A 12,491-nucleotide genomic window follows, 5' to 3' on the forward strand; every position below is an offset into this window, starting at 1 on the left:
GGGGGAGATGCGGAGAAAACGATTCCGGATAACGCTCTGCACCCCAGCGCCTGTGCGGTAATACAGACCATCAACGATAAATAATCTTACAATGAAAGAACAAATTATTTGCAGCACCTGTGGCACTTATTACCCGGTCAATTCCTTACCCGGTTTATGCATTATCTGTTGTGATGAACGCCAGTACATTCCGGATACCGGCCAAAGCTGGACGAAACCTGCCGACCTGCATCGCAAACACAGCATAAAATTGAACAAGCTGCATGAGCGCTTATATGAAATAGAGATCAATCCTGTGTTTGCCATTGGACAAAGGGCATTGCTGGTATTGTCAGCCCAGGGAAATGTATTATGGGATTGTATTCCCATGCTTGATGAACTGACTATTGAATTCATTCAATCAAAAGGTGGGCTCAATGCTATTGCCTTTTCCCACCCGCACTATTACAGCAATATGAATGACTGGGCAGATAGGTTTGATTGCCCTATTTATATTCATAAAAATGATGCAGAGCATATTGTAGCAGGTGGTCAGCACGTGCAGCTATGGGAAGGCGATGCCTTGCCCTTGTGGGATGGCATTCAAATGCTGCTGATCGGCGGACATTTTGAAGGCAGTTGTATTTTGCATGTGCCTTTTTTATCAGCACAAGGTGCCATCCTTTGTGGAGATACGCTTTTCCTGTCACCTAGCAAAAAACACTTCTCTGTATTTCGCAGTTATCCCAATCGCATTCCTTTAACACAATCTGAAATACGCCGGGTAATACAACGGCTGGAAACTATTTCATTTGATTCGTTTTATGGGTGTATAAAAACGCAGAACCTGCATGAAAACGTACAAACGGTTTTTAAGGAATCGATGCGTAAACAGTTGGCGTGAAACTATGGGCTTATTAATTATTTAAGGCATTCATTGGGTTGGCCAGTGATGCTTTTATTGCCTGGAAGCTGATAGTGACAAGCGCAATAAGTAGCGTGGTCAATCCGGCCAGCACGAACATCCACCAGCTGATATGAATACGCGGAAAAATATTGATATAGAATACTTTTTTAAAGGGCATATTGCTCCTTTTATATCATTTTTAAATGGAAAGAACGCTGGAATGCTCATTAACTACCATGATAGCGAAGGTGCGGTGTGGGCGCTACTTCAACCCAGATCAACATTCATTTGCTCAAAATATCAGGTCATTTCGCTCTTCAATTTCATTAGCCATTTCGCGGAAAAATTAAACATCCATGGCGATGCAATGAGCACCACTCCCATGGGTGTGTTTATCACTTTCATATATTTAAATATATGGTTTACCTTAAAGCTTTATATGTTACGCCAAGACAATTGAAGAACAAACTTCGGAATTGCCATCCGATGCGTTTCTATGGGTTTCAATAGGCGTCATGGCAACTGGATTGGAACTTCAGCTTGCCTAGAAAAAGCACACGAGTTTATTTATTGGCCAGTGGGTGGCACCTCTTCTACTTTTGGGCCTTTATAACAAATTGGTAAAACAAGATGGACACGACAAAATGGACAAAAAGTAGCACCGAAACGGCATTAATTGAGTAGACAGGGTGCAATTAGTTGTAGTTCACAACCCGCCCCCTCTAGCAACCGTACGTACGGATCCGTATACTTCGGCACATTGGAATAATACAGTGAGAAGGGTACTTAACTCATTAAGAGAAAAGTACCCTTCTCTTTTTGTAGCAAGCTGTTCAAGGCTTTGCAAGATCGGACTGTGGCTTTATATGTAGTGGCTAGCGGAATTGTTTCTTTTTTTGGGAAAGGATGCAGAGAATGTGTATAAAATATTTGTATCAATTACAATTAAGATAATGCACTATTGATTTTTAATATTATATTTATATATAAAGCAATCGAGCCATAATTTGTTTGCTTATCTGATATCCATGAAATCCTTAACATCCAAATCTTAAAGACAAAACCAACACCTTTGAAAATCTACGTATTCTATGATAACCAATGATTATTCCAATCCCTGTGAAAAGAATGAACCAACCAACTTTTCACCCCAACTCTTTAATCGTTTTTAGTCCTTGATCCTATCTAAAACTATTAAGAGAAAGGCCGTAAAAGTAATTTAGAAGCCCCTACAGGGCTTCTTTTTTTATATAGATACCCCAAATGGCTCGCTGTCATACATGGTAGCGCTTTACATCGGCTGCTTCTTGCATTTTAACATGGTTCAGTCCCAGCGCGAGGTATCGACGGTTACAGACTATCTTTTGCCGGTATAAACTTAACATAAATGAAACGCGCGATGAGGCTAATGGCAAGAGCAGAAGCATACAACCATCCTGAACTGAAATTGTAAATTGCTCCGCCAGTAAATTTTAATTCCTGACAAAAAGAAAATACTCTTAAATCTTCAATCTCGAATGCCTCCTTGAATCTCCTCCGGCGATAAGGCCGCGGTTGGGCTAAGGTTCACCGCTACTCTCTTCTGCTATGACACGAAAAGCTAAACATCAGCAGAATCTTTTAAAGTTATTTTCATATTATGAAGACCCTGTTGTTGCTCTGCAAGACATTGACTGGGAGCTTCCTTATATTCCTGAAAGAATCTTCTATTCAGTCTATAACTTAATAAGGTCGATTGTAGAAAAAGAGTTGAAAGTTTTTACAATTTCAGTTTCGATAAACCAAGCCATCGACGCTATTCAAAACGCAGGTCTTCTAACGGACGATCAAATAAGACAGATTCTTGACAAAGCACAAAATGACAGGTAACAAAAGTTTGCCGATATACCGGCTGACAAACAATCATTCATCATTTGTTCTTTTATCAACTTTATTTAACTTACCAAGCGGACGAATCACGGACTTCCGGTACGTCGGCAAGTCCTTCACGTTAGCTGCGATTTACAGAAACAAAAACATCGTCGAGAAATCATGTCGGAAAACGCATTATCGATACTGGAACAACTTGATCCAAACAATCTGGACGATTATTATGACCTGGATTTCAAGGTTGGAGATCAGCAGATTAGCATTGACTTAAATTTTGACCAGAATGCAATTGACATAAACCGTTTGGATGCGGTTAAGAAGTTCTTATCTAATATCGAAGCGTACGACAAGACGAATAAAGACCGTATTAAACAGGATTACGCTGATGAAAACTGTGACAAGGTCAAAACCTATGTTGACTACCTTATAAAAGACAACGACGAAGAGGATATTGCTGGCTTTACAAATAGCCAGGATCAACTTCACAATATTGAACAACAATTATTGAAAATATTTCAACTCGTGAGGCTCGGACTGTTTCCTCATGAGGATGTTCATTTTGCGACTTTTGATTACACCATTTCTCGTGAGTTAACTGATGATCTGGTTGTAATTTTCACGAACCATTTAGGCGAAATGGATTACATGACTTTAGAAAGCTAACGTCAATCAAACCATAGCTAATAAGTGTTTTGCGTCATGTGGCGGTGACGCAAAAAATCATCTATAAATCGCTATTTAGCTTTCGTTCCAAACTAGACGAATAATAAATGCTGCCACTCGCCAATGCTTAAACGTTAACGCCAATTATTTGCACTTCATAATCTTATAATTTTTTACTTGTGCAGAGTAAGCCCCCGGGAACAATAGGCCCAACTGCATTTAGATAGGCTGTAGCTTTACGCTCTTTGAAATATTTAATTATGGAACAGAATCATCAGGGGCCTGAGATAGGTAGCAGGAAACGCCGGTCAAAACACCAGGCTATGGATTGCTTGAAGGAACAGCGGCAAAGCGGTCTGTTCCTATAGTTTATTTCTTGTATGTGAATATTATCCAATTACTATTGAAAAATTATTGCCATTCAAAGCCTTCACTGTTATACAATTACCGGTCAGTTTTATATAATTTTTAAAAAGTGCTTTTTTAATCAATTTCTACTGTTACATTACCGTCCAAAGGATAGCTCTGATATAACAAAACCATACCTGCATTCAGATCGCTCTGCCTGAGGGAATAGTTATTGATTATTTTTACCTTGCCACTGGTAAGCTTTACCTTACACTTTCTACAGGTGCCTGTTTTTATCCTGATCGCCTACCTGGAAGATAAAATACCACTCCTCTATTTCTGTAACAACAAGAGCGCCAGAAACCGGAATAAAAGACATTGTAATTATTTTTACAATAAACTTCTTCATTAGAACTGAAAATAAATAAAGACCAAGTTTTCTTTTTGAATAATGGCATTCAACAGGGATAATTCGGTGTTAGGGAAGGCAATAGAAAAACCGTAAACGAAAATAACTGGAAATAAGTAACAAAATATTTTGCCAATGCAACCACTTGCTAAAAATAAGCCAGTAAAAGCCAAACACTATTAGCAGAAACACCAAAAATGGAAGTAATTGAATAACATTTGCTTTTGAATATTGGTATTTAACAGTAATCTAAATTTAATAAAAAAAGCATTCTGATGAATGTTTTTCGTTATGATCTAGATCATGAATCAACGTCTATTCAATCCTCTTGATTCTCATGTCTAATTTATAAATAGCTTCCGATGCGGTGATGAATAATTTATTTCGTTGTTTACAGTAAAATTCAACATTGGCTGTCCATTTTACTGGGAATATCTCGAAAACCCATCGGCATCATTTGTGCTTACGCTGTTAAAAAACATATACAAGGCAGAAGTATAACTATATATCTTGAAAATGAGAATATAGATGATGATCTGGGAATTCAATACCAGGGTAAAGTATTGTTTTGAATAAGCCAAAATATTGACTTTAAGCAGTATATTTTTCGATTTATATGTATTTGCTTAATTTAGTTAGTACTTATTTCTTTCCTGCTTGCTTGTTAGCCTTATTATAGTAGCGTCGTATTTTACTTATCTGTCTCCCTTATTTTTTCAACTTTAATCCTGTGTTACACCAATAATAGAAAAATAATATTGAACAAGTAATAACATGGAGATTACAGCTTCTACTTAAAATATGTTTATGAATATTCTTGGAATCAATTTTTATTATCATGACTCCACTGCCTGTATTGTGTCTGACGGACATCTTGCGATTGCAATTGAGGAAGAACGACTCACTAGGAAAAAACATTCCACGGACTTTCCAATTAATGCCATAAATAAATGCATGGAGGTGGCTGGGTTAACACCTGCCGACATTGATTATGTTGCTGTATCTGTTGACCCAACTTTGTGCATGGGGAAAAAATTATTTTATGGCGTGAGGCATTTGCGGCGAAGCCGACAATTCATTTGGCAGGAACTGATGATGAATTTGCTTTGGAAGCGCAAGCGTTTTTTCAATTGGTACGAGACTTTTTTCAAGGAAGCCCATAAACCGCCGGTTTATTATATTCCTCATCACCTATCGCACGTTGTCGGTACGTTTTTAATTTCACATTACCAAAGTGCTGCGCTCCTGTCAGTAGACGGTTCGGGTGAATGGGCGACGACCTTTATGGGCAAGGCAAAAGATTGCAGTTATACCTGTTATCGACAGGACTATTTTCCTATGTCGCTGGGTGCAGTATATGAAGCTGCCACCCAATTCTGCGGTTTCATTCCGAACTACGATGAGGGAAAAACGATGGGGCTTGCGCCTTTAGGCAACCCACAAAAGTATTATGACATAGTTTCCAAGCTATTTTGGATCAATGATGATTTATCTATAGGGGTAGATCTTAGTTATTTTCGATACCAATATTATTCTGCTGTGCGGTACAGTTCCAAATTTGTAGAGGTTTTCGGGGCGCCTCGCAATAAAGACAAACGAGCCAAATTCGAGCAGCATCATCTGGATGTTGCCGCTGCCTTTCAGCTTCATTTGGAAGAATGTATGCTCAAACTTGCCCGCGGACTGCATCAAAAGACAGGAGAGGATTATCTGGTTATTTCCGGAGGCGTTGCACTTAATAGTGTGGCCAATGGACGAATTGTTCGGGAAAGCGGTTTTATAGACATTTACCTGATGCCGGCAGCCGGGGATAATGGAACTGCTATTGGTGCTGCTTATTACCTGTACAATTGTATACTAAAAAGCAAGCGCGGTTTTGTACATACAGATCCTTATGTTGGTCCACGTTACAGTAACAAGGATATTGAAACTGTTATCAGCTCCTGCAAATTGTCCGCAACATATTTTGCCAATATAGAAGAAAAGACGGCTGAAATTCTCCACGAGGGAAAAATAGTTGGGTGGTACCAGGGTGGCATGGAAATCGGGCCACGGTCGCTCGGTAACCGTAGTATCCTGGCCAATCCAACCCTAAAATACATGAAAGATAAAGTGAATGCAGAAGTGAAACACCGGGAAGCATTTCGCCCCTTTGCACCCTCTTGTCCAATGGAAGATGTTTCAAAATACTTTGAGCAGCATGTCGCCGATCCCTTTATGCTGAAGGTATGCAATGTACTGCCTGACAAACGCGACTTAGTTCCTGCAATTACGCATGTGGATGGAACGGCTCGTCTGCAAACTATTCATTCTGATACGAATATCAGGTTTCATACCCTGTTAAAGGAGTTTGAAAAACTAAGCGGTGTTCCGGTTTTGCTCAACACAAGTTTTAACGTGATGGGAGAACCAATCGTAGAATCACCCTATGATGCAATTCGATGTTTTTTCACTACGGGATTGGATTACCTGGTTCTCGGAAATTATATAATTGAAAAAACTTGGAATAAAGAAAATGATAAAAGCAAAGGCAGCACTTCTACTACCTTATCCAATTTAGTGGGGTGAATTGTTTCCAAAGGAAACATATCGAAGAATAAGCAAGCCAACATTCCTTAGATATTCAAGAATATTTTGGTGTAGGTTTGAATCTACAAAAACAGATGGTACTACTTTTTGAGTTTTCTGACATACGTTTTATACTGGGCAAGGGGATAACTCATAAATATAGTCTTTTTCTGACAGCAAATTATATCCGACTGCGAACTAAACTGGCGAAGGAAAGAGAAGATGCTTTGAAAGTTTTATCAAATCTTGATGTAGAAAGTTCTAACCTGAAAACATACTTCCGCGAAGGCATAACACTTTCCACAAACTCACTACCAGTTGGGATTCCAGCCCGATACCCGCAAAGAAGAAACTACAAAAATTCGTGTTTCCCGAAAGAGCGACCTATAATCGCGAAAAAGGTCTATTTCTAACCTCTAAGGTAAATACGCTCTTTGAGCCAATCCCGCGCCTGAACAGCATTTCAGAAAGTGATAAAAATAAACAAGGCAGCATTTCTGCTGCCTTGTCCAATTTAGTCGAAACAACTGGATTCGAACCTCCATATAATTTAATAAGTCACTGTCAGTAGAGTTTCCCTGGTGACAATTTCTTCCTGTTTTGTGCCCAGCACTTTTTTCAGAATCCGCCGGTTATTTTTCAGTGCCTTCTCTATGCGTATGATCTCGTTTCTCGACTCAGCTTTCTGGTTATTATGATATTCATTCTTACACCCTTCTGAGCAGAATTTACGGTCGGCCCTACCCTGTTTGATCGGCCCTTGACACTGCTGGCATTGACGAGCGGCGGGACAGCAGCACCATTTTTGCCTGCGTACGGTTTTGCCACGACAAGCGCCATTACGAAAAGGTTGGTGTCCGCTGCGACCTTCCGCAAGCTCCAGGCGCATGCTCTTCGATATACATAACGGCTAAGCCATCATTTAAATGACCATTGCGAGCGCTATTTTTTTCAAGTTATTTCACAGTCTATCGTGTACACCTGCCAGGTTCGTTTCGTTTTTGGCGGCAGGAGTAACACGACTAAACGCCTGCTCATAAACTTGAGCAAGTGACTCAAGAAAGGAAAAATATTATTATTATGGACAGTTAGGATATGCATTAAAAGATCAAAGTAATCCAGATTGGTGTGAGGCAAAAAAATGTTTTGATATAGCAATACATATCCTTGGAGAACACGATGAGTACAGTGAGTATTTTTACTATGATTTTAATCGAGCGATTTGCTTAATTAAAACAGACCTACAGTTTTCAAATTCTAAACCGGTGGCTGACGAATACCTTTTGCACAATAGTAATTCTATTACACTTTACTGACAACAACACTTTCAAATTATATAATATCAACATATAAACACATTTATCTTCTTTCCCATATAAGATGTTGCAGATTTCGTTATACATCACACTTCAAAAATCATCAAATTGGCAGACAACTGATCTTAATAGTTGTTTCATGTGTACAGTTAAAATATTATATTACATTCATTTAATTGTACGCCTATAACTCCAATACAACTGTTAGCCGTAACTCAATGCCACCTAAAAGAAAATATCTTTTTGTCTCAATTGCAATCATTCTATTTATTGGTTTGACTGTTGTTTTTAAGCCAGACCTTTTACTGAGTGGTAGAATGTTGTATAGTCTGGGACTGAACAAATATAACACAAGTGACCACGGGGATTATTACGATGATGATAAAATCAAATCCGCAGCTTGGTACTTCGAAAAAGCCATTGGCAAGGGATTAAAAACCCGAGACGTATTTGACAAACTTGCTCTTTGTTATTTAGTCCTTGACGACGAGAGGAATGCCGATAGAGCTTTTACAATGGGTTTGGAGTATTTTCCGAAGGACGCAGAATTCTATTTTTATCGGGGCAACAGCCGTAAAGAAATAAAATATTTCAAAGGTGCTCTTGCTGACTACAGCGCAGTGATTGAAGTTCAACCAACCTTCGAGTATATCAGCGACGCATACTATTACAGAGGAGCAATGTCCTATTTGCTCGGTGACACGATAAGAGCCGAAACTGATAGGATAATCGCCCAAAAAGGTAAGGATCACGAATTGAGAACTTATGCAGATTATTGCCAGTTGTTCAAATGAGCATACGGCTAACAGCATTTTTGCGATAGGCTGGCAGACGGAATAAATTACATTTATTTAACTGAACGCCTGTACCGCCAATACAACTTTTGTACGGCCAAGTGCAGTGCTGTGGGCAGACGTAACACGGATTTCCGCCACATCGTAGATTTTTCAACGTTAGCGGCAACCCTAAAATGTTACCATCTTCAATTCAAGATGGACAAGACACAATAGCCTTATGAGAAAATTTGCAGTTTCTAGTGCGACAATATTTATTTCAATTCTTCTCGCTGGATTTTATGGTATTCTTCACGACCAAGTAACTTATACCATTGCTCCTGAGTATTTCACGAAATTCAAGTATGACCAGTTTGGTTTTGAACCACAGTGGTTCGGCGGACACAGACAGACAGTAGCAGTCATTGGTTTCCTGGCAACTTGGTGGACTGGTATTTTCATCGGTCTTGGGCTTGGTTTGACCGCACTCATTTTCAGAGACCACAAGACAATGCGCAGAGCGATACAGAAAGCTGTTGTCGTGACCTTTTGCTTCGCTGTAGCGACGGGAGTTTTCGGTTTCTTTTATGGCAGGTTTGTTTTGACAAAAACAGGCGTTGACTGGTGGCTACCCGACAACCTGGTGGACAAGAATGCTTTCATTACAGTTGGCTCCATTCACAACTTTAGTTACTTGGGTGAACTACTTGGACTTGTTGCAGGAATATACTATTTGGTGCGACTGAATAAGTTGCAAAGACGACAAGCAATTGAAGCAGTTTAAACGTGTTGGGTGACGAAGGATATGCCACTAACGTTTTTATGACAAAATCATTAAATAAGGCTTTTGAAAAACACATTTTTGATAATTATTACGGCAGTTATTATTGGACTGACATTTTATTACTTCAAGAATATTTATGGCTGGATGGAATTTCGCAAAAACACTGATACGCCAGTCCAATTTCTTAATAAGACAGTAACCAAAAGAGAAGACTACATAAAGGACAGTTTGAAAATATCAGCCCAATTAAAAGCCCTTTTATTACAACACGAAGACTTCTTTAATAGCAGTGAATATTTTGATGGAACAGACATAATCATTGACACAATTATATATAGCCCTGACTTCAATAAATTAGGAGTTTTAGTCCTTACAAAAAATCCAACCTCAAGACAACTAATGCCGACTGAAAATACATTGTGGTATTACAATGCTACAAGCTATTTGGGCACAAGGCAAGGTGACAGCATAAGTTTAAGTCGACTGGGGCCAGATTTTACAAATTCCACAGACCAACAAGAGCAATCAAATTATATTAGAGAAGCATGTTTTAGAACGTTTGTATCTAAAGACACTACAAAGAAGTATGCCTATAAATACAATCTCAACGACATACGCTTTTGGACATGTACTGTTTGGCAAAAAATAGAAGAGGATAAAGTAAAAAAAAGGGAATTTGAGGAAGAGAAAATAAAACATCCAGAAAATATCTATGAACCGCCCAAACAATAGTACAGCAGCCAACATCGGTTTTGCGCAAAAGTGGTTGATGGAAAACCAGTCAGCTTGGTAATACAAATCATCGGCAGTTTCAGGCTTGACAAGTAAGCTAATTAAATAGTAACCACGCATTGTACTAACGCGACTGTATACCAACCTTTCGCTTATAAATAGTGAAAGCAAGCACTTTCAAATCATAAAACATCAACATGTTTATGTTCTTTAGCAGTTGTTTTATACGTACATTTAAAATATTATATTACATCCATTTAACTGTACGCAGATAACGTCAACACAACCGTTGGCGGCAACCTTAAATGAAAACTCTTTACAATTGAAAGACGAAATAGCCAAACGTTCATTTTACTGCGGATTGACACTATTCTTGTTTAGCTTTCTTTTTGTCTTGCTGAAGGATTTGTCGGTGTTGCTGATTTTGTCAAACATTCTACCAGGGTTTATATACGGAGCCGTTCTTTGTAAACCCGGAGAAAGCGGGTTGGATCTGAAACGCTTATCCTTCATTGTTTTATCAGGCGGACTTTTCATTTTTGTGGCTTGGGTCGCAACCGGGTATTCATTTTTTGGAAACAATACCAATATGACTTTCTCATTGGGAAGTGTCATTGGTTCAACTGTTCTCTTTCTTTTGTATTACTACTTAGTTGACAACCATCTTCAACTTGGTAGAGGTCTCATAGTCACAACTTTGACTGGACTACTTTCGTCAGTACCGCCATTTATAGGTGACACAATAGAGAAGCAAATAAACGATTTGGACGTAAGAGGAAATGTAAGCTTGAGCTTTACTCTTTTGATATTTGTCGTATGGCAAACCCTATTTGGTTGGGCACTTACGAACTGCCGAAAGGCAGCCGCCAACAGCGGTTTGGCGTCAGTGGGGCACGAAGAGCAGAATATCAGCTAATTGCATCCATCGGCTACTGTTTCATTTATTTAACTCTACACCTGTTACACCAATACAACTGTTAGGCGCAATTATGGGACAAATAGTACATGCATTTATTGAACATAGGTTGACGCCGGAAGAGATTCTGAACCTTCCTGACTATTTGCAAAGTGTTTCCGCCAATACTTTAGCTGGGCTGTGGCATTGGACAACGTCAGGTATGAACAAACTGACGTTAGCGGACTTGTGGACACGAAAAGCTGAATACTTTATTAATAATTCCTGGAGTGAACAGGACTTAGCTCTTTTAGAGAAAGACAATTTGACTTTGCATTTTTCAAGTCCGCATCTCGTAACGTTTGACAATTCGTTACGTTGGGACACTTACCATAGAAATGAAGAGCTTCGTAAAGGATTTAACTGCTTGAGTAAAGCCATATCATCACTACTTAATGCGGTTGACATACTCATCGTACCTGACTTATCAAGTATTGATTTTTATGATGAAAATTTAACAGTAGACGCATACAGACAAAAAGCAAACGGCAACGAACTATATGCAATTGAGCTTGACTTAATGCGCCTGACATAAGTATTGCTGCAATTTGGGGCTAGACGCTGTAAGCATCGCCGACAATAAAAAATTCAGCTTCCCTTCCGGCTCGATGTTATAAATTTGGCTGAGGAACAAAACATCAGCAGCGTTCATATTATCGAAGCGTTCGATAAGAACCTTAATGGTGTCGCTAATTGACATCTATTGATAATGTTTGCGTTTGCTGTTCATTCTTTAACACAAGGGTATATTTTCCCTTTTTGTAAAATCAGCGTTTTGTTTTCCCTGGCGTGGTTCAATTTTACAACGTCACAGGAAATAGGAATTGCGGTATCTTCTCCGGTTGCATAGGCAAGCGCCAGCAATGGATATTTGATGGTTACCTTTTCGCGCAATACAAAAAAGGCTTTACGTTCACGGTTAAGTAATAACCAGTTGGGTCGGCCATTTATTTATGTTGTATGGGCATGATAAACCAATACATCTACCAAACTATCCCGGGCCAGACCGTTATACACTGATTTCTGCTTATTACGCGCGACAATGCAAAAAATGGATCAATAATCTAAAACTGAACCCATTTAATTTATTAAAATTTGCATTAGCTGCAATTATAAGTCATAACTCGGCTATTACATCACACCATAGGCAGCTTCACTTCATAGACAACGGAAATTTAAACGCCATAT

The 12,491-nt window shown here is 39.0% G+C and carries 10 protein-coding genes; 9 read left to right on the top strand and 1 reads right to left on the bottom strand.

Annotation, left to right across the window (positions count from 1 at the left end):
* Window positions 1–91 precede the first annotated feature (91 nt).
* Window positions 92–883: an MBL fold metallo-hydrolase gene (locus NIAKO_RS16415; protein WP_014219565.1), complete on the top strand. Its 792-nt coding sequence runs from the start codon at window positions 92–94 to the stop codon at window positions 881–883.
* Window positions 884–896: 13 nt separating this feature from the next.
* Here NIAKO_RS16415 and NIAKO_RS38560 read toward each other — a convergent pair whose 3' ends face one another.
* The gene (locus NIAKO_RS38560) at window positions 897–1,064 is read right to left on the bottom strand and encodes a hypothetical protein (protein WP_155966916.1); all 168 of its coding nucleotides are present in this window, start codon (window positions 1,062–1,064) and stop codon (window positions 897–899) included.
* Window positions 1,065–2,473: 1,409 nt separating this feature from the next.
* On the opposite strand from NIAKO_RS38560, the gene NIAKO_RS16425 reads away from it, so the two are divergent.
* From NIAKO_RS16425 to NIAKO_RS16470, 8 genes are all read left to right on the top strand, one after another.
* Window positions 2,474–2,755, top strand: a complete 282-nt coding sequence (locus NIAKO_RS16425) for a hypothetical protein (protein ID WP_014219567.1) — start codon at window positions 2,474–2,476, stop codon at window positions 2,753–2,755.
* Window positions 2,756–2,917: 162 nt separating this feature from the next.
* A complete protein-coding gene (locus NIAKO_RS16430) occupies window positions 2,918–3,418 on the top strand; it encodes a DUF2004 domain-containing protein (protein ID WP_014219568.1) in 501 nt (166 codons plus the stop codon).
* A gap of 1,564 nt (window positions 3,419–4,982) precedes the next feature.
* Window positions 4,983–6,743 carry a carbamoyltransferase family protein gene (locus NIAKO_RS16435; protein ID WP_014219570.1) on the top strand — a complete coding sequence of 587 codons (1,761 nt, stop codon included), beginning with the start codon at window positions 4,983–4,985 and terminating at the stop codon, window positions 6,741–6,743.
* Between the two features lie 1,534 nt (window positions 6,744–8,277).
* Entirely contained in the window at window positions 8,278–8,853 is a 576-nt protein-coding gene (locus NIAKO_RS16450; RefSeq protein WP_014219571.1) for a hypothetical protein, read from the top strand.
* 220 nt (window positions 8,854–9,073) lie between these two features.
* Entirely contained in the window at window positions 9,074–9,616 is a 543-nt protein-coding gene (locus NIAKO_RS16455; protein WP_014219572.1) for a hypothetical protein, read from the top strand.
* A 63-nt stretch (window positions 9,617–9,679) separates the two neighbouring features.
* Window positions 9,680–10,348, top strand: a complete 669-nt coding sequence (locus NIAKO_RS16460; protein ID WP_014219573.1) for a hypothetical protein — start codon at window positions 9,680–9,682, stop codon at window positions 10,346–10,348.
* A gap of 322 nt (window positions 10,349–10,670) precedes the next feature.
* Window positions 10,671–11,264, top strand: a complete 594-nt coding sequence (locus tag NIAKO_RS16465; protein WP_041346875.1) for a hypothetical protein — start codon at window positions 10,671–10,673, stop codon at window positions 11,262–11,264.
* Between the two features lie 73 nt (window positions 11,265–11,337).
* Entirely contained in the window at window positions 11,338–11,838 is a 501-nt protein-coding gene (locus NIAKO_RS16470; RefSeq protein ID WP_014219574.1) for a hypothetical protein, read from the top strand.
* Window positions 11,839–12,491: the final 653 nt, after the last annotated feature.

Source organism: Niastella koreensis GR20-10, from assembly GCF_000246855.1.
GTDB lineage: Bacteria > Bacteroidota > Bacteroidia > Chitinophagales > Chitinophagaceae > Niastella > Niastella koreensis.

Bases quoted from the DNA above. Each gene is read 5' to 3' on its own strand.
- NIAKO_RS16415 (WP_014219565.1), top strand. From the start codon at position 92: ATGAAAGAACAAATTATTTGCAGCACCTGTGGCACTTATTACCCGGTC.
- NIAKO_RS38560 (WP_155966916.1), bottom strand. From the start codon at position 1,064: ATGCCCTTTAAAAAAGTATTCTATATCAATATTTTTCCGCGTATTCAT.
- NIAKO_RS16425 (WP_014219567.1), top strand. From the start codon at position 2,474: ATGACACGAAAAGCTAAACATCAGCAGAATCTTTTAAAGTTATTTTCA.
- NIAKO_RS16430 (WP_014219568.1), top strand. From the start codon at position 2,918: ATGTCGGAAAACGCATTATCGATACTGGAACAACTTGATCCAAACAAT.
- NIAKO_RS16435 (WP_014219570.1), top strand. From the start codon at position 4,983: ATGAATATTCTTGGAATCAATTTTTATTATCATGACTCCACTGCCTGT.
- NIAKO_RS16450 (WP_014219571.1), top strand. From the start codon at position 8,278: ATGCCACCTAAAAGAAAATATCTTTTTGTCTCAATTGCAATCATTCTA.
- NIAKO_RS16455 (WP_014219572.1), top strand. From the start codon at position 9,074: ATGAGAAAATTTGCAGTTTCTAGTGCGACAATATTTATTTCAATTCTT.
- NIAKO_RS16470 (WP_014219574.1), top strand. From the start codon at position 11,338: ATGGGACAAATAGTACATGCATTTATTGAACATAGGTTGACGCCGGAA.